Source organism: Kumtagia ephedrae (genome assembly GCF_003012745.1).
In the GTDB taxonomy this organism is placed as follows: Bacteria; Pseudomonadota; Alphaproteobacteria; order Rhizobiales; family Rhizobiaceae; genus Kumtagia; species Kumtagia ephedrae.
In genome coordinates, this window is record NZ_PXYK01000017.1 from 18280 (window position 1) to 42827 (window position 24548).

General features: G+C 65.1%; 30 protein-coding genes. 27 read left to right on the forward strand and 3 right to left on the reverse strand.

The features are described 5' to 3' along the window. Window positions 1-152 precede the first annotated feature (152 nt). The 5 genes from C7I84_RS30620 (at window position 153) to C7I84_RS17500 (ending at window position 6632) form a co-directional block, all read left to right on the forward strand. A complete protein-coding gene (locus C7I84_RS30620) occupies window positions 153-605 on the forward strand; it encodes a Fic family protein (RefSeq protein ID WP_280954224.1) in 453 nt (150 codons plus the stop codon). Window positions 606-796: 191 nt separating this feature from the next. Continuing rightward, window positions 797-1990, forward strand: a complete 1194-nt coding sequence (locus C7I84_RS17485; RefSeq protein WP_106773504.1) for a DUF932 domain-containing protein — start codon at window positions 797-799, stop codon at window positions 1988-1990. Between the two features lie 172 nt (window positions 1991-2162). Continuing rightward, complete coding sequence (locus C7I84_RS17490) at window positions 2163-4286, forward strand: ParB/RepB/Spo0J family partition protein (protein ID WP_106773505.1); 2124 nt, start codon at window positions 2163-2165, stop codon at window positions 4284-4286. A 70-nt stretch (window positions 4287-4356) separates the two neighbouring features. Next, window positions 4357-5394, forward strand: a complete 1038-nt coding sequence (locus C7I84_RS17495; protein WP_106773506.1) for a DUF7146 domain-containing protein — start codon at window positions 4357-4359, stop codon at window positions 5392-5394. Between the two features lie 314 nt (window positions 5395-5708). Further along, window positions 5709-6632, forward strand: coding sequence for a DUF2493 domain-containing protein (locus C7I84_RS17500; RefSeq protein ID WP_106773507.1), 924 nt, complete (start codon window positions 5709-5711; stop codon window positions 6630-6632). 101 nt (window positions 6633-6733) lie between these two features. Here the strand turns inward: C7I84_RS17500 and C7I84_RS17505 are convergent, their stop codons facing one another. The 3 genes from C7I84_RS17505 to C7I84_RS17515 all read right to left on the reverse strand — a co-directional run bounded on the left by C7I84_RS17505 (window position 6734) and on the right by C7I84_RS17515 (window position 8493). Beyond that, complete coding sequence (locus tag C7I84_RS17505; RefSeq protein WP_106773508.1) at window positions 6734-7138, reverse strand: DUF4345 family protein; 405 nt, start codon at window positions 7136-7138, stop codon at window positions 6734-6736. A gap of 93 nt (window positions 7139-7231) precedes the next feature. Further along, complete coding sequence (locus tag C7I84_RS17510; RefSeq protein ID WP_106773509.1) at window positions 7232-7867, reverse strand: VOC family protein; 636 nt, start codon at window positions 7865-7867, stop codon at window positions 7232-7234. Between the two features lie 230 nt (window positions 7868-8097). After that, complete coding sequence (locus tag C7I84_RS17515; RefSeq protein WP_245428484.1) at window positions 8098-8493, reverse strand: winged helix-turn-helix transcriptional regulator; 396 nt, start codon at window positions 8491-8493, stop codon at window positions 8098-8100. A gap of 122 nt (window positions 8494-8615) precedes the next feature. Here C7I84_RS17515 and C7I84_RS17520 point away from each other — a divergent pair, with 122 nt between their 5' ends. From C7I84_RS17520 to C7I84_RS17620, 22 genes are all read left to right on the forward strand, one after another. Beyond that, window positions 8616-9461 carry an SDR family oxidoreductase gene (locus C7I84_RS17520; RefSeq protein WP_106773511.1) on the forward strand — a complete coding sequence of 282 codons (846 nt, stop codon included), beginning with the start codon at window positions 8616-8618 and terminating at the stop codon, window positions 9459-9461. A 12-nt stretch (window positions 9462-9473) separates the two neighbouring features. After that, a complete protein-coding gene (locus C7I84_RS17525; RefSeq protein WP_106773512.1) occupies window positions 9474-9860 on the forward strand; it encodes a DoxX family protein in 387 nt (128 codons plus the stop codon). Between the two features lie 40 nt (window positions 9861-9900). After that, window positions 9901-10767, forward strand: a complete 867-nt coding sequence (locus C7I84_RS17530; protein ID WP_106773513.1) for an SDR family NAD(P)-dependent oxidoreductase — start codon at window positions 9901-9903, stop codon at window positions 10765-10767. 12 nt (window positions 10768-10779) lie between these two features. Beyond that, window positions 10780-11832 (forward strand): LLM class flavin-dependent oxidoreductase, encoded by a 1053-nt coding sequence (locus C7I84_RS17535; protein WP_106773514.1) that lies wholly within the window; start codon window positions 10780-10782, stop codon window positions 11830-11832. 304 nt (window positions 11833-12136) lie between these two features. After that, the gene (locus C7I84_RS30070) at window positions 12137-12304 is read left to right on the forward strand and encodes a hypothetical protein (protein ID WP_165816122.1); all 168 of its coding nucleotides are present in this window, start codon (window positions 12137-12139) and stop codon (window positions 12302-12304) included. A gap of 139 nt (window positions 12305-12443) precedes the next feature. Beyond that, a complete protein-coding gene (locus C7I84_RS17540) occupies window positions 12444-12887 on the forward strand; it encodes a hypothetical protein (protein WP_106773515.1) in 444 nt (147 codons plus the stop codon). A gap of 565 nt (window positions 12888-13452) precedes the next feature. After that, a complete protein-coding gene (locus tag C7I84_RS17550; protein WP_106773516.1) occupies window positions 13453-13779 on the forward strand; it encodes a DUF736 domain-containing protein in 327 nt (108 codons plus the stop codon). Window positions 13780-13962: 183 nt separating this feature from the next. Then, the gene (locus C7I84_RS17555; protein WP_099555757.1) at window positions 13963-14205 is read left to right on the forward strand and encodes a helix-turn-helix domain-containing protein; all 243 of its coding nucleotides are present in this window, start codon (window positions 13963-13965) and stop codon (window positions 14203-14205) included. Between the two features lie 120 nt (window positions 14206-14325). Then, window positions 14326-14589, forward strand: a complete 264-nt coding sequence (locus C7I84_RS17560) for a DUF2285 domain-containing protein (RefSeq protein WP_106773517.1) — start codon at window positions 14326-14328, stop codon at window positions 14587-14589. A 118-nt stretch (window positions 14590-14707) separates the two neighbouring features. Beyond that, window positions 14708-15022: a transcriptional regulator domain-containing protein gene (locus C7I84_RS31055; RefSeq protein WP_425351357.1), complete on the forward strand. Its 315-nt coding sequence runs from the start codon at window positions 14708-14710 to the stop codon at window positions 15020-15022. Between the two features lie 76 nt (window positions 15023-15098). Next, window positions 15099-15473 carry a DUF2285 domain-containing protein gene (locus tag C7I84_RS17565; RefSeq protein WP_245428485.1) on the forward strand — a complete coding sequence of 125 codons (375 nt, stop codon included), beginning with the start codon at window positions 15099-15101 and terminating at the stop codon, window positions 15471-15473. A gap of 126 nt (window positions 15474-15599) precedes the next feature. After that, on the forward strand, window positions 15600-15884 hold the full coding sequence (locus tag C7I84_RS17570) for a helix-turn-helix transcriptional regulator (protein ID WP_106773519.1): 285 nt from the start codon (window positions 15600-15602) through the stop codon (window positions 15882-15884). Window positions 15885-15895: 11 nt separating this feature from the next. Beyond that, on the forward strand, window positions 15896-16783 hold the full coding sequence (locus tag C7I84_RS17575; RefSeq protein ID WP_106773520.1) for a replication initiator protein A: 888 nt from the start codon (window positions 15896-15898) through the stop codon (window positions 16781-16783). A gap of 208 nt (window positions 16784-16991) precedes the next feature. Beyond that, complete coding sequence (gene parA, locus C7I84_RS17580; RefSeq protein ID WP_106773521.1) at window positions 16992-17630, forward strand: ParA family partition ATPase; 639 nt, start codon at window positions 16992-16994, stop codon at window positions 17628-17630. Next, window positions 17627-17881, forward strand: coding sequence for a hypothetical protein (locus C7I84_RS17585; protein WP_106773522.1), 255 nt, complete (start codon window positions 17627-17629; stop codon window positions 17879-17881). Before parA ends, C7I84_RS17585 begins: the two co-directional genes overlap by 4 nt. Further along, window positions 17878-18396, forward strand: a complete 519-nt coding sequence (locus C7I84_RS17590; protein WP_106773523.1) for a DUF2840 domain-containing protein — start codon at window positions 17878-17880, stop codon at window positions 18394-18396. Before C7I84_RS17585 ends, C7I84_RS17590 begins: the two co-directional genes overlap by 4 nt. Continuing rightward, a complete protein-coding gene (locus C7I84_RS17595) occupies window positions 18393-18938 on the forward strand; it encodes a S26 family signal peptidase (protein ID WP_106773524.1) in 546 nt (181 codons plus the stop codon). Before C7I84_RS17590 ends, C7I84_RS17595 begins: the two co-directional genes overlap by 4 nt. Window positions 18939-18983: 45 nt before the next feature. Further along, the gene (locus C7I84_RS17600) at window positions 18984-19322 is read left to right on the forward strand and encodes a DUF736 domain-containing protein (RefSeq protein WP_106773525.1); all 339 of its coding nucleotides are present in this window, start codon (window positions 18984-18986) and stop codon (window positions 19320-19322) included. Window positions 19323-19325: 3 nt separating this feature from the next. Then, window positions 19326-20090: a lytic transglycosylase domain-containing protein gene (locus tag C7I84_RS17605; RefSeq protein WP_106773526.1), complete on the forward strand. Its 765-nt coding sequence runs from the start codon at window positions 19326-19328 to the stop codon at window positions 20088-20090. 244 nt (window positions 20091-20334) lie between these two features. Next, window positions 20335-22074, forward strand: a complete 1740-nt coding sequence (locus C7I84_RS17610) for a relaxase/mobilization nuclease domain-containing protein (protein ID WP_106773527.1) — start codon at window positions 20335-20337, stop codon at window positions 22072-22074. Between the two features lie 23 nt (window positions 22075-22097). Further along, a complete protein-coding gene (locus tag C7I84_RS17615; protein WP_106773528.1) occupies window positions 22098-24083 on the forward strand; it encodes a conjugal transfer protein TraG in 1986 nt (661 codons plus the stop codon). Window positions 24084-24093: 10 nt separating this feature from the next. Beyond that, window positions 24094-24528 carry a CopG family transcriptional regulator gene (locus C7I84_RS17620; RefSeq protein ID WP_106773529.1) on the forward strand — a complete coding sequence of 145 codons (435 nt, stop codon included), beginning with the start codon at window positions 24094-24096 and terminating at the stop codon, window positions 24526-24528. Window positions 24529-24548: the final 20 nt, after the last annotated feature.

Genomic DNA, 24548 nt, shown 5'->3' on the forward strand with positions numbered 1-24548 from the left:
GAGATCGTTGCAGATCCCCATCGGCGACAGGCTATCTTGGCCAATCCGCTCGACCTGCATCGGGAATTGTTTGCGCCTTTCGCGCCTTCCGACCACCCCGATATGCAGGCACCTATCGCGGCACGCCTGGCACTTCGCTCTTCGACCGGAGGATTTCTGCCGAGAGCCAACTCGAGGCGGGTAACGACTATGAATTCTGCCTGCCCGGCGAAGTGGTGTCGCGCATGGCCGAGTTGCTAAAGAACTCCCGAGACTTGCTTGCGGACACCAACGCAGACGACTTCGGCAGGCTGATCGCCTTGACCTACACCTTCTGCTGGTTTGGGAAAATTCACGCCTTCCTTGACGGCAATGGCCATGTTCAACGTGCCATCTTCGCGGCCATGGCGACGGATTTCGGCCATCCGCTCTCCCCGCGTTTTGCCATTCACCCGCGCCCCTATGACCGGCTGCTCGCTACGGCGCTGGAAATCTTCACCCGGGCTCCGATCGGCAAAGAAAACGAAGAATTGGGCCTGGTGGCCGAGTATCTCGCCTTCTTCCTCAATGGGCCGTTTGACGCTCCCCGCAAGCATGTTGGAAGCGCCTCCCCCTACACATCGTGAACGAGCGAGAGCGAATTCGACCAATGTCCTGAAGGGGAAAGCCTTCCCCTGCGGCCGAGCCCAAGGTCTCGACCGACCCCTTCTGCGGGGAGACCCCGCAACGCCCCCTGAGAGTGAGAGTGCGGACCGGTTTCCGTGACGGGTGAATAGCTGGGAGAGAGGCTCCCGCGCCCGTCGTGGAGATTGGTCCCATGAACATGCAAGTTCTCGATGCGCGCCGTGACACGACCGGCGGTTACAAGGTGGATGTCGGCCGCGGCGAGCGGGTCGGCCGCGTCTCGTCTGAGTGGTTCTCGCGTCCGGCCGACGAACGCTACCTCTCGCTCTCCGAACTGGCGCGATCGGTGCGCGACCGCGCCGACCGCAGCCGGACCCGCGTAGTGGAAAGCGGCCTGATCCATGTGGAGGCGAACCGCAACAACCCGGAGCGGTTGGCCCTGATCCTGCCCGGCACCGATACGGCCATTGCGCCGACACACTGGTCCTTCGGCCAGCTCGCCAGCCTGGTCGGCGCACCCGCTGCCTATCTACGGCAGCTCCCGGCGGCGCTCGCCGGCATCAACCTGCAATATGGCCTGACATCCAATCGCGCCGAGCAGATCAAGACGCTGGAAACCGATGACGGCCGCACGGAACTGCGCGCCGTCACCGGCCCAGATTATGGGAGGATATTCGACGCAGAACTTGTGGAAGCCGTGCAGCGCATCGCCGGCAACGGCACGGGCGACACCCGCTGGAAGGTGCCGGGCGTGCTCGACTGGTCGACCGGCATTTACAATCCGCGCGTCGACATCACCAAGGACACGACGACGCTCTATGCCTCCGATCGCGACGTCTTCCTGTTCCTGGTCGACGACCTGAATCCGATCGAGGCCGGCCGACTGCCGGACGGATCGCCCGACTTCTATTTCCGGGGGTTCTATTGCTGGAATTCCGAGGTCGGCGCCAAGACCCTCGGCATGGCGAGCTTCTATCTCCGCGCGGTCTGCCAAAATCGAAATTTATGGGGCGTGGAGGAATTTGAGGAAATCACCATCCGCCACAGCAAATACGCTGCCAACCGGTTTGCGCATGAGGCGGCCCCGGCACTGTTGAACTTCGCGAACTCCTCGCCCCTGCCTTTCGTCAACGGCATCAAGGCGGCGCGCGAGCGGATCGTGGCAAGAACCGACGAAGACCGCACCGACTTCCTGCGTCGTCGCGGCTTCGCCAAGGCCGAAACCGGCAAGATCATCGACACGGTGTTGGCCGAGGAAGGACGACCGCCCGAGAGCATCTTCGATTTCGTGCAGGGCATCACCGCCGTCGCGCGCGACAAGCCGCATCAGGACGCCCGCCTCGACATGGAGGCCAAGGCGAAAAAACTGCTCGATCGAGCCGCCTGAGGTCACAAGGTTGGAGATGCGGTTTTCCGTGTCTCCGGCTTTACGCTTCCGTGTCTTTCAGGTTGCCGGTTCGTGGCGCTGCCTCCTTAGAGGAAGAGGGCGGCGCTTCGCTCCGTGACGGGTTGGAGGTCGAGAGAGAGACTCTCGGCCGCCCGTCATGGAGTACATTCCCATGGCTACTGCTGCGAAGAAAATCACCCTGTCGTCGTCGCGCGACATCCCCTTCAACCAGCTCGTCATCTCCCAGGCGAACGTCCGGCGGATCAAAGCCGGTGTGTCGATCGAGGAGCTGGCGGAGGACATCGCCCGGCGGACTCTCCTCCAGAGCATCACCGTGCGGCCGGTGCGCGATGCGGACGGCAACGAGACCGGCATGTTCGAGATCCCCGCCGGCGGCCGCCGCTATCGGGCGCTTGAACTGCTGGTGAAGCAGAAGCGCCTCGCCAAGAACGCGCCAGTCCCCTGCGTCGTCCGCGAGGGCGGCATGGCCGAGGAGGATTCGCTGGCCGAAAACATCCAGCGGGCGCCGCTGCATCCGCTGGACCAGTTCCGCGCCTTCCTGACCTTCCGGGAGAAGGGCATGTCCGAAGAGGAGATCGCCGCCAATCAGTTCGTCTCGGTCTCGGTCGTGAAGCAGCGCCTGCGTCTGGCGTCGGTCTCGCCCACGCTCCTCGACGTCTATGCCGCCGACGGCATGACCCTCGATCAGCTCATGGCGTTCACGGTCAACGGCGATCATGAGCGGCAGGAGCAGGTCTTCGAGCGCCTCGCACAGGGCTACAGCAAGGAACCGCATCTCATCCGCCGGATGCTCACCGAGGGCGCGGTTCGCGCCGCCGACAAGCGTGCACAGTTCGTCGGGCTGGAAGCCTACGCCGAAGCTGGCGGCGTCATCATGCACGACCTGTTCCAGGGTGACGACGGCGGCTGGCTGCAGGATGTCGGCCTTCTCGACATGCAGGTGGCCGAGAAGCTGCGTGAGCAGTCCGAGGCGATCTCCGCCGAGGGCTGGAAGTGGATCGATGTCGCGCCGGACTTCCCCTACGGCCACACCTACGGCCTGCGCCACCTCCGTGGCGAGCAGCTCCCTCTCACCGAGGAGGAACAGGCCACGCGCGACGCCCTTCAGGCCGAATTGGACGGACTGGAGGAAACCTATGCCGATGCCGAGGATTTGCCCGACGAGGTGGACGAACGGCTCGGGGAGATCGAGACCGCGATCAGCGCGCTCGACGATCGGCCTATCGTCTTCGATCCCGAGGAGATCGCGCGGGCCGGCGCTTTCGTCAGCATCGACGGATCGGGCAACCTACGAGTCGAGCGCGGCTATGTTCGCCCCGAGGACGAACAACCGATCGAACGGGAAGTCGACCCCGAGATCGCGGACGGCGTGAGCACCATCTCGGCACGCGCAGAGAATGACGACGATCACATGATCGCGGACATCGAAACGACGGCAGAGCCCGAGGAAGACGATGGCATGAAGCCGATCCCGGACCGCTTGATGAGCGAGTTGACTGCCCATCGCACGCTGGCTCTGCGCCACGCGATCGGTGAGCACCCCGACGTCGCCTTCCTCGCCGCGCTCCATGCGCTCACGCTTCGGGCCTTCTATCACTATGGCTCAGACACCTGCCTGGAGCTCGACCTGAAGAGCGTCAGTTTCGGCGCACAGGCGCCAGGTCTGAGTGACAGCAGCCTGGCCTCGGCAGTCGACGGCCGCCATCAGACCTGGGTGGCGGCGCTTCCGAAGGAACCTGGCGACCTGTGGGACGCGCTGCAGGCGTTCGACAGCGACAGCCGCCGCGCTCTGTTTGCACATTGCGTGTCGCTGTCGGTCAACGCGATCTATGAGGCCTACAACCGTCGGCCTCGTGCCCTTGCGCATGCTGACCTGCTGGCCCAGGCGGTCGATCTCGACATGGTGGCGGCCGGATGGGAGCCCACGATCGACAACTATCTCGGCCGTGTCACCAAGGCGCGCATTCTCGCCTCGGTGCGCGAGGCGAAGGGCACGCGTGCCGGTGATCGCATCGAGCACCTCAAGAAGGGCGACATGGCCGAAAAGGCCCAGGAACTGCTCGCCGGGTCCGGCTGGTTGCCGGAGCCGTTGCGCACGCCCGGCCACCTAGTCAACGCGGTCGATGACGCATCAGCCGTCGAGACTGGCCAGTCCGGCGGTCGTGAGGTCGAAGATGCGGCGGAAGACGGCGGCGAAACGGCCATGGCGGAAACCGAGCTGCAGGTCGAAGATGAGCCGGCCGAGATCGACATGCATGTGATCGCGGCTGAATAGCCGAAGGAGCAACACATCCCCCGAGGGCCTGCCGGCAACGGCGGGCCCATTTTTCGTCTCGGAGTCAGCGATGCAACCCGCCACAGATCTCGCGCGACGGCTGGCGGCTCAGGCCGAGGCAGTTTGTCGCCACTATCTCTCCAACGGCCACCGCGAAGGCCGCTACTGGCTCGTTGGCGATGCGCGCAACACGCCGGGCCGATCGATGTTCGTGCGACTGAAGGGCGGCGACAGCGGCAAAGGCGCCGCCGGCAAATGGACCGACGCCGCCACCGGCGAGCATGGCGACCTCCTCGACGTCATCCGGGAAAGCTGCGGCCTAGTCGACTTCAAGGACGTGGCCGACGAGGCACGCACCTTCCTCAGCATGCCACCACCCGAGCCGGAACCACGATTTCAGGAGCGCCAACGGCCAGCACCAAGCGGCTCGCCGGAAGCAGCGCGACGTCTCGTCGGAATGTCGCAGCCGATAACGGGCACAATCGTGCAAGCGTATTTACGGAAGCGCGGCATTACGGATTTACGCGGAACCGGAAGCCTTCGCTTCCATCCACGCTGCTACTACCGGCCCGACGAGCATTCGCCGACTGAGACATGGCCGGCGATGATCGCCGCTGTCACAGCCCTCGACGGCAAGATCACGGGCGCGCACCGGACCTGGGTCGATCCCCGATCGCGCGACAAGGCGCCTATCGACACACCGAGGCGAGCGATGGGCGACCTGCTCGGCAACGCGGTGCGCTTTGGCATCGGTGGCGAGGTCATGGCGGCTGGCGAAGGCATCGAGACCGTCCTGTCGCTCCGACAAGTGCTTCCCGACATGCCGATGCTGGCGGCGCTCTCGGCAGCACATCTCGCCGCCATCCTGTTCCCGAGCACGTTGCGACGGCTTTACATCGTGCGCGACAATGATCCGGCCGGTGACGGTGCGCGTGATAGCCTGATCGAACGGGCCAACGCGGTCGGGATCGAGGCGATCGTCATCTCGCCGACGCTCGGCGACTTCAACGAGGATCTCCGCACCCTCGGCATCGAGCATCTGCGGCAACAGTCGCGGATGCAAATCGCACCCCAAGACGTCGCAAGGTTCATGGCGCTGGCGGCATAGCCCGGCGCGCGAGAGCGACAATGGCGGTGCGTCGTCATGCCCGCGCGGATGCACCAACCGTCGGAGGGGGACCGCGCCTCGGCCTTCGAGAGGGCGATCGGCCAGCAAACGGGCCCGCCCGGCAACGGCTGCGGCCGACGATTTTCCGGCGGCGCGTGCCGCGCCTTTCCATCGCGAAGCAAAATCGCCGGCCTTCGCCATCCTCCGCTCACGCTCCAGCCCTGCGCTGCGCTCCGGGTGCAGGGCTGGCCCGCCCGCCGGCTTTCGTCGCCATGAAGGCCGCGAGGGTCGCGGTCCAACCGACGGAGCATCCCATGAGCGAGCACGACGACTTCGAACCGCATCACGCCTCATCACCCACCGACCATGTCCTCACCGAGCTCCAGCTCCACGGCTACCGTCCCTTCAAGGATGAACCCGACCAACGACTTCTCCCCGACGGCAATGCAGTTGCGGGCGCCATCGCTGACATCTTCGACGCCCTGATCGGAACGCTGGAAGACACTCGCCTCGAACCCGACCTCGACGATCTCCTCTGGTCGACGGTCAACGTCTTCCACCGCGCCACCGACCGGATCGCGCGCGAACTGGACGACAACGAGCAGGCGCAACGCCGCGGGCAGCGTGAACAGGACGGTAGCGAGGTGAAGGCGGTCGAACTCGAGCGCCATATCGCCGAGGGGCAGACCCTGATCGAACGCCAGAACGCCTTCGAACTGATGCGCGACCAGGCCGCCGAACATTACGAGCGCCACGTCGGCAAGACCTGGCTTCCGCGCAGCGGATCAAAGGTGAACCACCGCAATCTCACCTCGGCGATGATCGACAGCCGCGACTTCCTGGCAGCGAAGCGGCGCGCCGAGCAGACGATCCTCCTTCCGCCTGGTCCGAAGATCCTCGTCACAGGCGGGCTCGACTTCAACGATCACCGCCTGATCTGGGCCAAGCTCGATCAGGTCCACGAAAAGCACCCGGACATGGTGCTGATGCACGGCAAATCGCCGAAAGGCGCCGAGAAGATCGCCTCGCTTTGGGCCACGAACCGCAACGTGCCGCAGATCGGCTTCGCTCCCGACTGGACGAAGCACGGCCGCGCAGCGCCCTTCAAGCGCAACGACGAGATGCTGGAAATCCTGCCCAAGGGCGTGATGCACTTCCCCGGCACCGGCATCCACGACAACCTCGCCGACAAGGCCAAGAAGCTCGGCATCCCGGTCTGGAAGTTCGGCGGCGCGTGAGCGCCGCTCCTTACGTCAACCAGGCCACGGCCAGCGGCTGTCGCGTGCGCAAAGCTCGGTGCCAAACCCGCATCCATCGGAAAGAAGAGAAGCCTGCGCGTTCACCTCCCTGGATCGGCCCGTGTTGCTCGCTTGAGAAGCCCAACCGTGGCCACGAACAGAACTATCTCCACGACAAACTCAGGAAGTATGATCGGAGATGTCGGGCGCCCATCGAACAGGAAGCTTCCAAGCCGGCCGAAGATGATCCCGGCGAGGTAAATGCCTTGTAGCTGTAGACCGGCGGTCCGCAAACGATCGGTCCCAGCGCCGAAAAGCAAGGCGATGCCGATAGCGATGTGCAGCCCGCCGAATGCGGTCCGCGCAAGATGGTGTTCCGTGCTTCCGCCCGCATCCGCGCCATAGAGGCGGTACATCACCTCTGGATCATACCAGTAGGTTGCGCCGACACCGACAAGACTGAGGCCCGTCGCCAGCAACAACCAGAAGCTCAAATCAGTTTTCATCGGCGATACCACTGAGTGCTGAGAAGGGATGTCGAAGGCTACTACGACCCGCCACCCGCCAGCCCTCCCACAATGACCGGTATTGTCCTCGCGTCAGAGCAGAACCATAGGATCGTAGGGCGTAGCGGGCGCGAACTCCTTCCGCCATGCACGCTTGTGCAGCTCCCAAGGCGTGGCTCCAGCTTCACGCGCCGCCACAAGCTTGTCGGGGTCTACGTCCACGCCGAGCGGCCGTTTTGCGAAATCCGGCGAGTTCAACATGTGCTCCATCGACGTCCAGTTGTCGCCGAAGTCGCCGAAGTTGCTGGCGTTCAGCTCAACACTGTTGCGATCGGGGTCCTCGTAATAGAATGCGATCTGCGCGCCCTCGTCCACCGCCAGCACGGGGACAATGCCGAGCCTCTTGAGCCTCTTATAGGTACCGAGCAGTTCGTCGAGCGTGCGGTAGGCGAAGGCGACATGCTGCAGGCGTTGATGCTTCCCGCGCTCGGTATCGAACTCGAGCCCGGGAAGCTCGGCCAACGCGATGCGATGGTTGGCCGCGTCGTTGCTAAGCCACGCCGCTCGAGGGCGTAGAACCCCTTCGGCTGCTCCTATCGGGTTTTCCGACTGGTAGACGAGCCGCATTCCCAGCACCTTCGCATACCAGTCGCTGAGCCGTGCCATATCGCCTGTAGTCAGACCCACATGGTGAAGTGCGGGATGGATGATGGCTTCGTCGTTGAACATTGCTGCCTCCTTTCGACCGCGTGAAAGGATGAGAGATGTTGCCTTATCTGGGATTCGACAAGAACGATCAAAAACCATCGCTAGTATGAATTACCAGAGTATCGGAGAGCAGACAGGGTTCATCGGTATGACAAACATCCCAACTTCGGATGAAGAAGCTCGGTAACCGTCCCACTAAAACGCTCTCACGAAAAGCCAGGACGTAGCAACCAAGGCGGGTCTCTCCAGCCTTATTCTCCAGCCCTATCAAACGCCGCGCGCGACAACTCGATCGCGGGCCGGTTCTCTATAGCCCATCCACTAAGAACTCTTAGAGGCTCAATGAGCGATCGGCCGAGTGGAGTGAGTTCATACTCCACCTTCGGCGGAATGGTGGGATAGGCGGTGCGCGTCACCAGACCATCGCGCTCCAGCCCGCGGAGGGTCAGTGTCAGCATCCGATGCGAGACCCCGCCGATCGTCCGCATCAGGGCGTTGAACCGAAGCGGCCCCTTGGAGAGAGCGCCGACCGCCATCACGGTCCACTTGTCTCCCACCCGGTCCAGGATCTGCCCTAGCGCCCGGCAGGCTTCATGGTCGTGCTCGTCGCCAGCACTTGCTTCCTTAACAGCAATTGATGCCTTCATGTCTTCGCTCCCTGCGGGCACGAACATCGGTGTGCGTGGCGCACCTTCCTGTGCATTCTTGCGGACTTACAAGATATCATTCATATCGTCACGAACAAATTGTTCGTGGATAGGGTCGCGATATGAGGATTGGCGTAAGCGGAGCGTCCGGCAAACTGGGTGGCGCTATTGTCGAGGAATTGCAGGAGCGTGGTGCGGGCCACGACCTCGTGGCGATCTCACGCTCGCCCGACAAGATCACTGGCGTCGAGGCGCGAGCGGGCGACTATGACCAGCCCGACACACTGCTCCAGGCCTATAGCGGCCTCGATCGGCTGATCATCATACCGAGCGCGGACATGCGTCCCGGTGTGCGCGGGGTCCAGCTGAAAGCGGCCATTGACGCCGCGGTAAAGGCGGGCGTCGGCCACATTTATCTGACGTCCGCCGCCGGAACGCGCCAAGCTGCCGTTCCGACTGTGGGCGAATCCTATTGGACCGGCGAACAGCACCTGATCCGCAATGCGTCCCGCTGGACCATCCTGCGGATGAACTACTACGCCGAATCCATGGTCGATGAGATTCTGAGCTCTCAAGGCCAAGGCGTCCTGGCCGGTCTCGGCGACGAACGCGTGGCTTTCGTTTCCCGCGACGATCTGGCCGCCGCAGCTGCCGGAGCCCTCCTCACCGACGGTCATGCCGGCGCAATTTACAATGCCACCGGGCCCGCGGTCATCAGCGGTACTGAACGGGCGGCCATCGCGTCCGAGATCCTCGGCAGGCCTCTCGGCTGGATCGTCATCGGGCCGGACCAACTGCGGCACGGCCTGACGCAAGCCGGCCTGCCGGCGGAGATCATCGACGCCATCGTCGAGATCAAGACGACATTCGTCCAAGGCTATTTCGATGTCCTGACGACCGACGTGCAGCGGCTCTCCGGGCGCGCACCCAAGTCTCTCCGCGAGGCCCTCACTTCGCGGCAAGCCTGAGGGGGCAGCTTCATGCGCAAATACGCCTACTGGATCAGCACAGGCCTTCTGGCCTTTCTCTACGTCGCCTCGGCGACCTTCTACATCACGCAGGGCGACATGGTGCGTCAGCTCCTCGGCAACCTAGGCTTCCCTGGCTACCTCGTGCCGGTCTTGATCATCGTAAAGCTGCTGGGCGTGGCGGCGATCCTCTCGCGGGCGAGCGTCGCCCTCAGCGATCTCGCCTATGCCGGCATGTTCTACCACCTGCTGCTGGCGCTATCGGCACACCTCCATGCCGCCGACTACTCCGGCGCTCCTCCGGCTGCCATAGGCCTCGTAGTGCTGGCCGTCTCCTTCCTGACGCAGAACGCGGGGCGGAAGAAGCCATCCCCCTACGCACCACCACGGCCCGCTTGACTAGCGATCGCACCGCCAGCGACGGCAGAAGGGATTGGCAATGGTGAACGAACGGGCCGTTAGCGACGCGAATTTCGTCTTTTTCGGCGGCACGGCGGGCATGGGGCGCGCGGCAGCGATGGAGCTCGCTCGACGAGGGGCGAACGTGCTGGTCGTCGCACGCGACGAGAAGGCAGGCGTCGATACGGTCGCGGCGCTCACTAAGGCTGGCGCGGCGTCTGCTCGGTTCGTGGAAGCCGATCTTTCGACGGCCGCAGGCATCGCGGCCGCTGCGCGCGACGTACTTGAGTGGCGATCTGTGCTGCACGGCGTGACCCACAGCGCCATGAGCGCCTTCCAAGGCAAGCAGATCACGCCCGACGGTCTGGAATTCACGTTCGCGCTTCAGTACTTCGCGCGCGCCGCCGTCAACAGATTGCTGCGCGACGCCCTGGAGGCGTCCGGCGATGGCCGCATCGCCCATGTCTCGGGCTCAGTTTTGGAAGTCATGATCCCGGACCTCAACGACCTCCAGTACGAGAAGCGCAACTGGGGATTTTTCAGGGCCGTTCTCGGCACGCAGGCGCTGGGCTTTCTGCATGTCCAAGAAGCGGCACGGCGGTGGCGAGGTGGAGCGGTCTCGATCGCGGCCTGCTGCGCCCGACCGACCAAGACCAAGGCGATGCTGGACAAACGCATGCCGTTCATCATGCGGGTCATGGGTCGGTTCGGCACCACGCCGGAAAAGTCCGCGCGCAATATCGTGGCCTTCTTAACCCACGCGTCCGTGTCCGATGCAAACGGCGCTGCACTGCGCAACCCCAGCCGTTGGCGGCCTCGCCCTATCGGCTGGAACTGCGAGAAGGCCGCGAAGCTCTGGGAGATCACCACCCAAATTGCTGCTGAACGCGGCGTCAAACTGCCATGAAAGCCAGCGGAGATGCGTCTCGGAATCTACACATTCGGTGATCTGCGACCCGACCCTGTGACCGGCAAAACGATCAGCCCGGCCGAGCGAATGGCGCAGATGATGGAAATGGCCAAGCTCGCCGATGAGGCCGGGCTCGACCTCATCGGCGTCGGCGAGCATCACGGCCTCGACTACGTCAATTCCGCGACCGCGGTGCAACTCGCGGCGATAGGAACCGTCACCAAACGGATCCGCCTGTCCAGCGCAACCACTTTGATCGCGACCGCCGACCCCGTCCGGACATTCCAGGAATTCGCTACGGCCGATCTGCTGTCCGGAGGTCGCGTTGAAATCATCGTCGGGCGCGGAGCTTTCAACGACAACTATGCCCTCTTTGGACACGACATGGCTGATTACGATGCCTTGTTCGTAGAAAAGCTCGACCTACTTGAACGCCTGAACACATCCGAGCGCATCACCTGGCGAGGACAATTTCGATCTCCGTTATCGGACGCGCCGATAGCGCCCCGCCCGGCCCAACCACGCCTCCCCATCAGCGTCGGCGCCGTATCGCCCGCAAGTGTGCAGCGCGTCGCTCGGGAGGGATATCGTCTGACGCTGCCGCTGTTAGGCGGTTTGATTCCGCGCTATGGGCAGTTGGCTGAACTCTACCGCACTGCTTGGACGGACCGCGGTCGCAGCGCTTCAGCGCGCCCAGAGGTCGCTGTCTTCGGCCACGCGCACGTCTCCACTAAGAGCGGTGCGATGGCGGACTTCTTTCCCTATTACTCCGCCTACCTTGAGCCTCTCTTCAAGGGCTCCATACCGCAGGACCAGTATCGCGCTTTCTGGTCGCCGACAGGATCGCTCATCGCCGGCAGCCCTCTGCAGGTCGTCGACAAGCTCTCTCTGCTTCATGAAGCTACCGGATGCGACCTGTTTGCCGGCCAGATCGACATCGGTGCGCAACCATTCTCACAGGTCTTGCGCGGCATAGAACTGCTGGCCACGCAAGTCTCGCCCAGCCTTCGCAATCTTGGTAACGACCCGGCAGACAGCCGACGAAGTTCACCGCGTGTTTGAGCTCGCAGGTCACTCACATCGATCGCCCGACTGGCAGATTTGTGGTCGCCAGCGCACTTACTAGCAGGCTCGTTTGATGCCTCACACGGGACGCCGCTGCTGCCGTCATGCCGGACCAGCCCGCGCTTATCTGCGCTGATCCTTGGTCAGACTGATCGCCTGACGCCATCAACCCGTAAAGGGTCGGCTATGCGAGCATGCCGCCGCTGCGGCTGCGCCTACGCGGTGATCGCGGCGCTCAGTCCGACACTTCGGGCGCCTGTCAGCGGGGGATGGTCCTCCGCTCGAAACAGGAGCCGGATCGATGTCCCTCAACGACGCACACGCCTTCGCCTTCAGCCTCGCCACCACCCTGATGGCCGTCATCATCATTTTCCATGCTGGCGACGGCACCCTCTCGGTGACGCCCGCCAGCGAGTACGACGGCGACATGGCCGCTATCGTCCATGAGATCGATCCCTTCGCCCCGTAACCGGGGCGAACTGGCGCCGCCGCGCGGAAGTCGCACGCGATTTCCGCTCCCGGCGCAGTCGAATTTCGGCTAAAGTTCGACCGCGCCGTGGTGGTGGTGGAGGCGCGACCGTCAGACTTGTCTTACAGAGGACACCACCATGATCATCCTCGCAATACTTGCATCCCTCGCAGCCATCGGCCTGCTTTGCTGGCTGCTGTTCACGCTGGCCGTCTTCGCGCTGCCGGCGTTCGTCGGCGTGACCGCAGGCGCCTGGGCGCACGGCACCGGCGCCGGCATTCTCGGCGCGATTCTCGTCGGCGCGGTTGCCGCCGCCTTCACGCTGGCGGTCGGGCACCTGCTGATCACCTTCGTCCGCCCGATGTGGCTGAAGCTGATCGTGGCCATCGCCTTTGTCGCGCCGGCGGCGATTGCAGGGTTCCACGCTACGCATGGCATTGTGAAGCACCTCATGCCTTCCGAAGGATGGCAGATCACCTTCTCCGTCATTGGGGCGATCGCGGTCGGCATCACCGCATTTATACGGGTCGCAGGAATGGCAGCGGCCCCGGGCCCTTCTGGCCGGGATCTCGCGCGGGCCTGATCGTCATTGCGCCTTTGTGAGGCCCAGACCAGCGATGGGCGGCGACTGCTTACGTCGTCTTAGGCCGTTGAGATTGATGCGTGGGTGCGGATAGACGCTGAGCCCTGGAAAGCGGCCCTCTTTGGAGCTGCTGGCCTAGAGGAACATGTCTCGGCGGCACACCGAAGATCCGTGGCGGCGATTCCATCTGCGGCGGCAGGTCACGATGCAGCGCCGATGCCCTGCCGGGGAGGGAACGAAACCGGTGAGCGTTGCGGCGACGCCGGTCTGCCGGTGCAGGACGGTCACCATCTTCTCCGTTATCTGACCGTGCCTCGACCGCTCCAAACGGCCTCTTCAATGGCCTGATCTGGCCGAAGGCCGGCTTCGCCTCGATCGCCTATGACGCAACAGCGGCGTCAAACTTTCTTCCCCTGCCGGCTACGCCGCCATTCCTCGCGAGACAAGAAAGCCCTCCTTGGCTGTCAGGCCCCTGACGGGGTGCGCCGTCGATCGCCTCCGGCCTGCCGATCGCCATCGAGGCCGCAATGGTGCGGGCTCGGGAACGGAAAAACGGAGACTTACCATGGCGACCATCGGCACCTTCAAGAAGTCCGGCTCGAACGAGTTCACCGGCGAAATCGTCACCCTCAGCGTCCAAGCCAAGAACGTGCGCATCGTCCCCGACCAGCGCGCCACCGGCGAGAACGCCCCCAGCCACCGGGTTCTGGTCGGCCGCGCCGAGATCGGCGCCGCCTGGTCCAAGCGCTCCAACGAAGGCCGCGACTATCTGGGCCTCAAGCTCGATGATCCGAGCTTCAACGCCCCGATCTACGCCAACCTCTTCGACGACGAGGACGGTGACACCTTCTCGCTGATCTGGTCCCGCCCCAACGGGCGGCGCGGCGATTGAGGTCCGCGCAAGGCCCCGGCCGAAAGGCCGGGGCCTTCGACATTACGGCGACCGAATCAGTTGCAGCCCTTACCGGCCCGAGAGAGCGTGCAGAGGCACTTCTGGCTGGAAGATCGCGCCAAGAACGACTATTATAGCCGTAGTTTTGGCGTACGCGTAGGTCCGTGTGGGAGGTGATCATGCATGATCACCGCCCGACAGTTTCGGGCCGCACGCGCGTTGCTGGGTTGGACACAGGAGACGCTCGCTGACAAGGCCCGGGTCTCATTGACCGCGCTCAAGCGCCTCGAATCCCCCAGCGGCCTCGAGGTCTTTGAGAGTACGCGCGACGAGGTGAGAAGGGCTTTCGAACGCGCCGGCATCGTCTTCCTGAATTCCGATCAGGGCAAGGGAGTGCTGCTCGTTGATGCAAAGAAGGAAACCTGACGCTCGACAGGTCGCGGCGTTGCCACATCTTCCCGCGTCGGGGCCCTGCGTCATCATTCCGATCAAATCACGGTTAACAATCTCCTCCAGTTTGGATACATCTCGCGACCGGGGGATGTTGTGACAAAAGATGATTTTCTTGATCAGCCGCCGGCCGGGGCAGCTTTGACCGCGTATGACGAGGCGCATCTAAAGCTCTACGCCCGGCTGCTCGACGCCGATGCCGCTAGCGCCGACTGGCGTGAAGTCGTCGAAGTCCTCTTCGGTCTCGATGCCAAGATCGAACCAGAGCGCGCTCTGCGCATCTACACCAGCCATCTCGACCGCGCGAAATGGATGACCACCAGCGGCTTCTGTCAGCTGCTTCAGGGCCGCCTGCACTGAGGTGATGCGCAAACCGCATCACGTTGCGGCCACTTCGTTCTTCCCGCGCTTCATTCAACCGGGAATCGTATCGGCTGCATAACTCGCGTTGTAAAACGTTGCGTAGAGGCGGTGGAGAATGTCCGAGGATGAGAGTTGGCGGTCTGAGACCGCCTACGACTATATCGACAAATTGACGCCCGGCGATCTTGCCTGGGAGTTCTTGCGTCGTAATCCTGATTACAGACAATCATATCAGGAACTGGTGGCCGCGGGGAGACTGACCGAAGACATCGCGCGGGGGTTCGCCGAACACTGGGGGTTGCGATTTCGTCGCCGACCCTCGCAACTCCGCACGCATCCAGCCTGTCTTCTGGACCCCTCAAACCGATCCGGCGACGCTCCCGTTCACCGCCGGACCGAGCCCGGAGGGCGATATCCGCCTCCGCGTTGAGGATCTGCACGCCCATGCCATCATCGAGCATGATCCTGGTCTGATCCGGCTCGCGTTGCGGGGCGAGCGCCACGACGTGGCTTTGGTCAACACTGACGACGCCCGCCCCCTCGGCGCATTCGTCATGTTCGATGAACTGACGCCCGACCGGCTGACAGCGGTCGAACGCCTCTGGCATGCAATGTTCGGCAAGCGTGTGCCGTCCGATCCACGCATGACGCTACAGAGACGTCAGCGCGCCCGCCAGATGCTGCGCGCAGTAGACGCGCGCGAGAGTGGCGCGATCTATCGCACCGTCGCCGAGCATCTCTTCCCCCAGCACAAGATCGACGCAACGTCCTGGGTCGGCGACCCGATCCGGGAGATCACCATCCGTCTCGCCCGCGACGGCATGAAGCTCGTTCGCGGCGGCTACCGGACATTGCTGCGCCGCCCACGCCGGGATCGCTGACGCCCGCTCGGGTGTCGATTTTACCATCTTACTTCGACATCGTCCGGGGCGCCGTCTTCGCGCCACCGTGCTCGCAACCCGCCGCTTATTCGAAGCGGCCGCCCGCGAGATCACGGAGGTGCGATCATGGCCGAGAAAGCCGCCAATTTACCGCCACGCTACCTGAGAACGCAGGAGGCGGCGCGCTTCCTCGGCCTTTCCGAACGCACCCTTGAGAAGCACCGGACCTACGGCACCGGTCCGATCTACCGCAAGCTCGGCGGCCGCGTCGTCTATTCCGTCGACGACCTTCAGGCCTGGGCAGATCGCGGTCTCGTCACCTCCACCTCCGATCCGCGCGGCGGCACCGTTTTGCCAGCCAAGCGCCAAACAGCTTCGCCCGCCATCGCCGGCGGCCGCTTCCCCCGCTGAGGTGGCCGGCCGTGTTGTCTCGCCACGATCATCACGACGAGCGCGCGCAGCTCGATCTGTTCCGGGCGCTGCCCGGCGATCTCGCGCCGCGCGATGCGCAGGACCTCATGGCCTATCCGTTCTTCTCGCTCGCCAAGTCGAAGCGCCTGGCGCCGATCGACTTCAAGGCGGGGTCGGTCAAGATCCGCGTCGAGGCGGTCGCCGAGCATGGCATGGCGACGATCTGGGACGCCGACGTGCTGATCTGGGCCGCCTCGCAGATCGTCGAGGCGCGCGACCTCGGCCTGCGGCCGTCGCGCCTGATGGCGACCACGCCCTATGAAATCCTGAACTTCATCGGCCGCGGCGTGTCGTTGCGCGACTACGACCGCCTGAAGGCGGCGCTGGACCGGCTACAATCGACCACGGTCGCGACCTCGATCCGGCAGCCGACCGAGCGGCGAATGCACCGCTTCTCCTGGATCAACGAATGGAAGGAGCGCGCCGATCACCGCGGCCGCCCGCTTGGCCTCGAACTGATCGTTCCCGACTGGTTTTACGGCGCCGTCCTCGACGACGCGCTCGTGCTGACGATCGACCGTAAATACTTCGATCTCACCGGCGGCCTAGAGCGTTGGCTTTACCGCCTCGTGCGCAAGCACGGCGGTCGCCAAGAGTTCGGCTGGAGCTTCGACTTCCCGCACCTCCACGCCAAGTCCGGTAGCCTCTCGCCGCTCAAGCACTTCGCCTACGACCTGCGCGACATCGTCCGCCGCCAGCCGCTGCCGGGCTACCGGCTCACCATCGAGCAATGCCTCGGCGGGCCCGAAATTCTGTCCTTCGCACCCACCGATCCCGACGCGCTCGGCATCCCGCGCCGCCGTCGCCGCTCGACAACTCGCCCTGGGGATAAGCTGTGAATCGTCTCGTGCTATCAGGGACCGGCACCATCGTGCCATCGGGGACCGGACTCTCGTGCTATCGGGGACCGGAATCGCCGATTCTTCGCGCTGAATCAGCAGCTTGTGAGCCCCGTAACTTATCTAACCTAGATTCCTTCGGAATCTTTCTAACGGAACCCGCTTTTTCGCGCCGTGTGGACGAGTCCCCGATCGCCGGGAGACCGTCATGATCGTCGCGCTCCTCAACCAGAAGGGCGGCGTCGGCAAGACGACGCTGGCGCTGCATCTCGCCGGCGAATGGGCCCGCAGCGGCAAGCGCGTCACGTTGATCGACGCCGACCCACAGGGCTCGGCGCTCGACTGGTCGCAGCAGCGCAGCCGGGAGGGATTGCAGCGGCTCTTCGGTGTCGTCGGCCTGGCGCGCGACACCCTGCATCGCGAGGCGCCCGAGCTGGCCCGCGACGCCGACCATGTCGTCATCGATGGGCCGCCACGCGTCGCCGGTCTCATGCGCTCGGCGCTCCTCGCTGCGGATCTCGTGCTGATTCCGGTGCAACCGTCGCCGCTCGACGGCTGGGCATCGGCGGAGATGCTGGCGCTGCTGCGCGAGGCGCGCATCTACCGCCCCGACCTTGCAGCGCGCTTCGTGCTGAACCGTTGCGCGGCGCGCACCGTGCTCGCCCGCGAAACCGCCGAGACGCTTGCCGACCACGACCCGCCATTGCTCGCCACCACCATCGGTCAGCGCATCGTCTTCGCCGACGTCGTGCAGACCGGACGGATCGCCGCCGAGCAGGACGAAGATTGTCCAGGCGCGCGCGAGATCGCCGCGCTTGCGGCCGAGGTGACGGGGATCGGCGTATGAGCGAACGATCCCCCAAGCGCGGCTTCGCATCCCGGCCCGGTGATCCGGAGAGCTGGATCAAGGCGCCCGATCGCCAAACCCAGCGCGCTCTGCCCGACGATGACTTCTCGGCTCGGCTGACCATCGATGTCACCGCCGACATGCGCGGCCGGATCAAGATCGCGGCCTTCCAGCGCGGTCAGACCGTTGCCGACATGCTCCGCGCGCTGTTCGAGCGCGAATTCCCACCAGCCCAAGGAGACGCCCAATGACCGGCCTTGCCGCCGCATCCGCGCGCGCCGGTCGCGCCCTTCACGCGCCGCCGGAGGATCTCACCCAGGTCGAGCTCGTCTGGATCGAGAAGCAGGTCGAGCACTGGATCCGCTTCGGCCGGGAGGTGCGCGAACAGGTGCTCGACCGCCGCCGCCGCATCCTCTTCTTCCCTGCCGGCACGACCTTCGCGCTGGTGCGCTGGGCCGCGAACGAGCACGGCACCGTGCTCTCCCGGCTCGACATCGTGCGCGCCGTCGGTCCCGGCGAAGCGTACCAGACGATCCCGACCGTAACGCCTGGCGGCGATATCCTGCTGCGCGTCGACGGCTGGCCGAAGGTGGAGCGCATGCTCCAGCTCATCGACGCGATCGAGGCGATCAGCATCGATCCGCTCGAGGTTGCGCCCGATCACTGGCGCCACGTCCACAACCGCCTGACCGCCGGCGAGACGCCGCGCGCCTACACGCTGCAGCGCCATCGCGCCTTCCTCTTAGCGCGAAGGATCGGCGTATGACCACGCTCGGCTACGCCATCACCACGACGGGCGCGGTGTCGTTGCTCGGCGTCCTGTCTCTCGTGTCCTTCGCGCCGAAGTTGATCTGGAACGCGTCCGCCAGCACACCCATCGGCCTCTACGCGATCCGGCCCGACCCGTCCCCAGACGTCACCGATCTGGTCGCCGTGCGCGCGCCCGAGCCGCTCGCGAACTTCCTCGCCGAGGGCGGTTATCTGCCGCGCGGCGTGCCGCTGCTGAAGCGTGTCGTGGCGCTTCCCGGGCAGCGGGTCTGCAGGACGGGCGTGGCGATCACCGTCGACGCCGTGCCGATGGGCGATGCGCTCGATCGCGATCGTCGCGGCAATCCGCTCCCCGTCTGGCAGGGCTGCCGCGTCGTCGCCGAGGGCGAGCTGTTCCTGATGAACTGGGAAGTCCGCGACAGCCTCGACGGTCGCTACTTCGGACCGCTGCCCGCCTCCGCCGTGATCGGCCGGGCCATCCCTCTCTACACCGACGAGGACGGCGATGGCCGCTTCGTCTGGCGTGCGTCGACGCGGTGACGACGTGCCCAGTCACAACCTCACCGCACATCCACGGAGGCAATCATGTCCCTGATCGGTCAATTCAGCCGCACCAAGTCGGGCTATGCTGGTCGTGTCAAAACGCTCGGCCTCGACGCCGAACTCGTGCTCGTGCCCGCCGAGCAATCTGACGCGGAGAACGCGCCGGATTATCGCGTCCATCTCGGACCGGATGACGACGGCCCCGAAGTTGGAGCGGGCTGGAAACGCACCGGCGAGAAGGCCGGCGAATACATTTCGCTGCAACTTGACGATCCGACCTTCAGCCAGCCGATCCGCGCCAACCTCTTCCAGTCGGCCGACGACAAGTCCGCCTGGGGCCTGCACTGGAACCGCCCGCCCAAGCGCGGCGAGCGGGACTGAGCGATGCCGGCCCGCCGCCATCGCGCTGTCGTCGGACGGTCTCCCACCGTCCGGCGTACAGCCTTCCTTCTCCTTCCCGGCCTGCTTACCGCCCTGCCGCTGGCGGCCCCGGCCGTCGCACAGGACGCGCCGGTGGAGCGCGCATCACCCAGCGATCCCTATGCCGATCACATCGCGGACGCAGCGCGGCGGTTCGGCATCCCGGAGGGGTGGATTCGCGCGGTCATGCGCGTCGAGAGCCGCGGTGATGTGCGCGCGATCTCGCCCAAGGGCGCGATGGGCCTGATGCAGATCATGCCCGCGACCTGGGCGGATTTGCGCGCTCGACATGGTCTCGGCGGTGATCCCTACGACCCGCGCGACAACATCATGGCGGGCGCGGCGTATCTGCGCGAGATGCACGACCGCTACGGCTCGCCCGGCTTTCTGGCGGCCTACAATGCCGGTCCCGGGCGCTATGAGGAATATCGCGCCACCGGTCGCCCATTGCCGGCCGAAACGCGCGCCTATGTCGCCGCTCTCGCACCGATCATCGGCGGCGGCGATCTCGCTGCCCCCGTCACGGTAGCCACCGCCGATCCGCTCGCCTGGACCCGTGCGCCGCTCTTCATCGTGCAGGTCGATAGCAGGCCGAGGGCAGATCGGCCGCAGACCGACAGCGATCCGGTTGCATCACCCGCGCCGGAGTCCGCGCGCGATCCAACGCCGCCTGCACCGCGCTCGGATGGTCTCTTCGTGGCGCGAACCGACAGTGCGGGGCCGCGATGATGGGCTTCGCCCTCCCTGCGGCATTTTCGGGCTCTGGCGTGGATTTGGCGTCAGAAGTGGGAAGAGCAGTCACCACAACCGCACGATGGCAGGATAAAGGGCCGCGATGTGCGGCCTTGTGCGGTTGTGGTTTTTCAAGGGGTTATGGCGCGTTTGCGCGAGGTGCGCCTGATCGGCGCAGCCTGCGCGCGCGGCGCTTTCCCAACAATTTCCTCGGCTTTGCGCGATGTGCGGGGCCACGCCCATGAGCGCCGAGGACGATTTTCGCATCCGGCCGGGCCGCATCCGTTCGACGCGCGCACAACAGGTCAGACCCTTTATCGCTCAGGCGCTTGCCGCCGCGCAGAAAGCCGGCGGCGCCGTATCCCGGCAAGGAAGGATCGGGCCTGGCAACCGCTCGCGCTTCGGCCGCGGCCAGCGCGCGGCGGTGCAGGCCAACCGGCTGCTGACCGCCCGCTCGCGCGGCGCCGTCGTCAAGGCCCGCGTCGTGCGCCAGGGCGGGCGCAACGCGCCGCTCGGCACCCACCTCAATTATCTCCGCCGCGAGGGCGTGACCCGGGATGGAGAGAAGGCCCGGCTGTTCGGTCCTGGCGGCGATGACGCCGATCCGAAGGCGTTCGCGGAGCGGTGCGAGGACGACCGCCATCATTTCCGCTTCATCGTCTCTCCCGACGACGCGGTGGAGATGGCCGACCTCAAGGGCTTCACCCGCGAATTGGTCGGGCAGATGGAGAAGGATCTCGGCACGAGGCTAGATTGGGTCGCTGTCGATCACTGGAACACCGAGCATCCGCATGTGCATCTGATCATGCGCGGCGTCCGCGACGACGGCGAGAACCTCGTCATCTCGCGCGACTACATCAAGGAGGGCATGCGCGACCGCGCGCGCGATCTCATCACCCAGGAGCTGGGACCGCGCACCGATCAGGAAATCCGCCGGACCATTGAGCGCCAGGTCGAGGCCGAGCGCTGGACCAATCTCGACCGCCAGCTCGCGCGCGACGCCTACAGGACCGGCATCGTTGATCTCGCCCCGCATCCCGACCGGCAGCCGGACGAATTCCACGCCCTGAAGGTCGGGCGGCTGCGCAAGCTCGAAGGTCTTGGCCTCGCCGACGAGATCGGTCCCGGCCAATGGACGATCTCGGAGAAGGCCGAGGCGACGCTGCGCGAGCTCGGCGAGCGCGGCGATATCATCAAGCGCATGCACCGCGCGCTGACCGACCGCGGCATCGAGCGCGGCGCGGCGAGCTATGTGCTCGCCGGCGAAAGCCTGAACGACCCCGTTGTCGGCCGGCTGGTGACGCGAGGTCTCGACGACGAACTCAAGGGCACGGCCTATGCCGTCGTCGACGGGGTCGATGGCCGCACCCACCACATCAAGCTGCCTGACCTTGAGGCTGCCGGCGACAGCGCGCCAGGCTCGATCGTCGAGCTGCGCAAGTTCGACGACGCGCGGGGGCAGCGGCGCGTCGCGCTTGCGGTCCGCTCGGATCTCGACATCTCCGCCCAGGTCACCGCGACCGGCGCGACCTGGCTCGACCGGCAGGCGATCGCCCGCGAGCCGGCGGCGCTTGGTGGTGGTGGGTTCGGCGCCGAGGTGCGGGGCGCGATGGACCGCCGCGCCGAACATTTGATCGAGCAGCGCTTGGCCGAGCGCCACGGGCGCAGCGTCATCTTCTCCCGCAACCTCGTCGACACGCTGCGTCAGCGCGAGGTCGAAGCGCTCGGCGCGAAGCTCGCGGCCGAGACCGGACGCGCGTTCGCCAAGGCGGGAACCGGGGAATATGTTGCCGGCGCCTATCGGCAGCGCATCGCGCTCGCGTCGGGCCGCTTCGCCATGATCGACGACGGCCTCGGTTTCCAGCTCGTGCCCTGGTCGCCCTCTCTCGAAAAACACCTTGGCCAGCATGTCTCCGGCGTCGCGCGCGGCGATGGCGGGGTCGACTGGAGTTTTGGCCGCAAACGCGGCCTCGGCCTGTAGCCCGTAAAAGAAAGGACCCCGCCATGTCGGCGACCAAAATCCTCTGGGGCCAGATCCTCACCGTCTTCATGATCGTGCTCTTCACGACCTGGGCGGCGACAGAGTGGACGGCCTATCGGCTCGGTTTCCAGCCCCAGCTCGGCCCGCCTTGGTTCGAGCTGGCCGGCTGGCCGATCTATTATCCGCCGGCCTTCTTCTGGTGGTGGTACTTCTACGATGCCTATGCGCCGCCGATCTTCGTCGAGGGCGCCTATATCGCGGCGTCCGGCGGCTTCATCTCGATCGCGGTGGCGATTGGCATGTCCGTCTGGCGAGCACGTGAAGCGAAGAACGTCGAGACCTATGGCTCGGCACGCTGGGCGCGGGATGACGAAGTAAAGGCTGCCGGCCTGCTCGGTCCCGATGGCGTGGTCCTCGGCAAGCTCGATCGCGACTATCTGCGCCATGACGGTCCAGAGCATGTGCTGTGCTTCGCGCCGACACGCTCCGGCAAGGGCGTGGGGCTCGTCGTGCCCTCGCTTCTGACCTGGCCGGGCTCCGCGATCGTCCATGACATCAAGGGCGAGAACTGGACGCTGACCGCAGGCTTTCGATCGCGGCACGGCCGCGTGCTGCTGTTCGATCCGACCAATCCTAAGTCGGCCGCCTACAATCCCCTGCTCGAGGTGCGCCGCGGTGAATGGGAGGTCCGCGACGTTCAGAACATCGCCGACATCCTGGTCGACCCGGAAGGTTCGCTCGAGAAGCGCAATCACTGGGAAAAGACCAGTCACGCCTTGCTGGTCGGCGCGATCCTCCATGTTCTCTATGCCGAGGCCGACAAGACGCTCGCCGGCGTCGCCGCCTTCCTCTCCGATCCGAAGCGCCCGATCGAGTCGACGCTGGCCGCCATGATGAAGACCGCGCATCTCGGCGAAGCCGGACCGCACCCCGTCATCGCCAGCGCCGCGCGCGAGCTGTTGAACAAATCGGACAACGAGCGCAGCGGCGTGCTCTCGACTGCGATGTCGTTCCTCGGCCTCTACCGCGATCCGGTCGTCGCCGAGGTCACGCGGCGCTGCGATTGGCGCATCGCCGATATCGTCGGCGGCAAGCGGCCGTCCACGCTTTACCTCGTGGTGCCGCCCTCGGACATCAACCGAACCAAGCCGCTGATCCGCCTGATCCTCAACCAGGTCGGCCGGCGTCTCACCGAGGACCTGCAGGCGAAGGGCGGACGCCATCGGCTGCTGCTCATGCTCGACGAGTTTCCGGCGCTCGGCCGCCTCGACTTCTTCGAGTCCGCGCTCGCGTTCATGGCCGGCTACGGCCTGAAGAGCTTCCTGATCGCCCAGTCGCTCAATCAGATCGAAAAGGCCTATGGGCCCAACAACTCGATCCTCGACAACTGCCATGTCCGCGTCAGCTTCGCGACCAATGATGAGCGGACGGCCAAGCGCGTGTCGGATGCGCTCGGCACCGCGACCGAGATGCGGGCGATGAAGAACTATGCCGGCCACCGGCTTTCGCCCTGGCTCGGCCACATGATGGTGTCGCGGTCGGAAACTGCCAGGCAGCTGCTCACGCCCGGCGAGATCATGCAGCTTCCGCCCTCCGATGAGATCGTCATGGTCGCCGGCACGCCGCCGATCCGGGCCAAGAAGGCGCGCTATTACGAAGATCGTCGGTTTCACGAACGGGTGATGCCACCGCCAAAGATCGTCAAGCCCGAAGGGGTCTCGTCCGATGACTGGAGCAAGCTGGCGTTGCCGCCTTCGCCAGAGATCCTGGCACCAGTGGCGGGGGCTAATCCAAACGAGGAGGACACAACCGATTCCGAGCGCCGCCGCCAGCCCGAACTGAGCCGTGTGCAGCCGATCGCCAAAGTGGCGCCGATCGAGAACGAGTTCGAGATCGACCCGGCCGACGATGCCGATGACGACGCCGCGCGCCTCAGCCGCATGAATCAGAACATGCGGCAGGTCGCGCGCCAAGCTTCGCTCGACCCGGGCGACGGCATTGAGCTTTAGGAGAGCCGCGATGACGAAAGCTCCGAAGAAGCAGCGTCTCTCCGTCTACCTCGAACCGGAAGTCATGAAAGCCCTCTCCGCACACGCGGCCCGGCGTGGCCACTCGCTGTCACTGGTCGCAGAGGCCGGCATTGCATCCTTCCTCTCACCCGATGCTGCGGAACGCCAGGAGGCCGCGATCACCAAGCGGCTCGATCAGATCGACCGGCGCATGACCCGCGTGGAGCGCGACGTCGGTATCTCCGTTGAGACGCTGGCGATCTTTGTCCGCTTCTGGCTGACCACGACGCCTGCGCTTCCCGAGCCTGCCGCTCAGGCCGCTCGGGCGAAGGCCGGCGAGCGGTACGAGGCGTTTGTCGCGGCTCTGGGTCGCCGACTCGCGAGCGGACCGAAACTCAGGCAGGAGATTTCGGAGGACATCGATCTCGCGCGCGACGCAGAATAATCGTCGGCTGTCGTTGCGCA

Bases quoted from the DNA above. Each gene is read 5' to 3' on its own strand.
- C7I84_RS17485 (WP_106773504.1), top strand. From the start codon at position 797: ATGAACATGCAAGTTCTCGATGCGCGCCGTGACACGACCGGCGGTTAC.
- C7I84_RS17490 (WP_106773505.1), top strand. From the start codon at position 2,163: ATGGCTACTGCTGCGAAGAAAATCACCCTGTCGTCGTCGCGCGACATC.
- C7I84_RS17495 (WP_106773506.1), top strand. From the start codon at position 4,357: ATGCAACCCGCCACAGATCTCGCGCGACGGCTGGCGGCTCAGGCCGAG.
- C7I84_RS17500 (WP_106773507.1), top strand. From the start codon at position 5,709: ATGAGCGAGCACGACGACTTCGAACCGCATCACGCCTCATCACCCACC.
- C7I84_RS17505 (WP_106773508.1), bottom strand. From the start codon at position 7,138: ATGAAAACTGATTTGAGCTTCTGGTTGTTGCTGGCGACGGGCCTCAGT.
- C7I84_RS17510 (WP_106773509.1), bottom strand. From the start codon at position 7,867: ATGTTCAACGACGAAGCCATCATCCATCCCGCACTTCACCATGTGGGT.
- C7I84_RS17515 (WP_245428484.1), bottom strand. From the start codon at position 8,493: ATGAAGGCATCAATTGCTGTTAAGGAAGCAAGTGCTGGCGACGAGCAC.
- C7I84_RS17520 (WP_106773511.1), top strand. From the start codon at position 8,616: ATGAGGATTGGCGTAAGCGGAGCGTCCGGCAAACTGGGTGGCGCTATT.
- C7I84_RS17525 (WP_106773512.1), top strand. From the start codon at position 9,474: ATGCGCAAATACGCCTACTGGATCAGCACAGGCCTTCTGGCCTTTCTC.
- C7I84_RS17530 (WP_106773513.1), top strand. From the start codon at position 9,901: ATGGTGAACGAACGGGCCGTTAGCGACGCGAATTTCGTCTTTTTCGGC.
- C7I84_RS17535 (WP_106773514.1), top strand. From the start codon at position 10,780: ATGCGTCTCGGAATCTACACATTCGGTGATCTGCGACCCGACCCTGTG.
- C7I84_RS30070 (WP_165816122.1), top strand. From the start codon at position 12,137: ATGTCCCTCAACGACGCACACGCCTTCGCCTTCAGCCTCGCCACCACC.
- C7I84_RS17540 (WP_106773515.1), top strand. From the start codon at position 12,444: ATGATCATCCTCGCAATACTTGCATCCCTCGCAGCCATCGGCCTGCTT.
- C7I84_RS17550 (WP_106773516.1), top strand. From the start codon at position 13,453: ATGGCGACCATCGGCACCTTCAAGAAGTCCGGCTCGAACGAGTTCACC.
- C7I84_RS17555 (WP_099555757.1), top strand. From the start codon at position 13,963: ATGATCACCGCCCGACAGTTTCGGGCCGCACGCGCGTTGCTGGGTTGG.
- C7I84_RS31055 (WP_425351357.1), top strand. From the start codon at position 14,708: ATGTCCGAGGATGAGAGTTGGCGGTCTGAGACCGCCTACGACTATATC.
- C7I84_RS17570 (WP_106773519.1), top strand. From the start codon at position 15,600: ATGGCCGAGAAAGCCGCCAATTTACCGCCACGCTACCTGAGAACGCAG.
- parA (WP_106773521.1), top strand. From the start codon at position 16,992: ATGATCGTCGCGCTCCTCAACCAGAAGGGCGGCGTCGGCAAGACGACG.
- C7I84_RS17585 (WP_106773522.1), top strand. From the start codon at position 17,627: ATGAGCGAACGATCCCCCAAGCGCGGCTTCGCATCCCGGCCCGGTGAT.
- C7I84_RS17590 (WP_106773523.1), top strand. From the start codon at position 17,878: ATGACCGGCCTTGCCGCCGCATCCGCGCGCGCCGGTCGCGCCCTTCAC.
- C7I84_RS17595 (WP_106773524.1), top strand. From the start codon at position 18,393: ATGACCACGCTCGGCTACGCCATCACCACGACGGGCGCGGTGTCGTTG.
- C7I84_RS17600 (WP_106773525.1), top strand. From the start codon at position 18,984: ATGTCCCTGATCGGTCAATTCAGCCGCACCAAGTCGGGCTATGCTGGT.
- C7I84_RS17605 (WP_106773526.1), top strand. From the start codon at position 19,326: ATGCCGGCCCGCCGCCATCGCGCTGTCGTCGGACGGTCTCCCACCGTC.
- C7I84_RS17610 (WP_106773527.1), top strand. From the start codon at position 20,335: ATGAGCGCCGAGGACGATTTTCGCATCCGGCCGGGCCGCATCCGTTCG.
- C7I84_RS17615 (WP_106773528.1), top strand. From the start codon at position 22,098: ATGTCGGCGACCAAAATCCTCTGGGGCCAGATCCTCACCGTCTTCATG.
- C7I84_RS17620 (WP_106773529.1), top strand. From the start codon at position 24,094: ATGACGAAAGCTCCGAAGAAGCAGCGTCTCTCCGTCTACCTCGAACCG.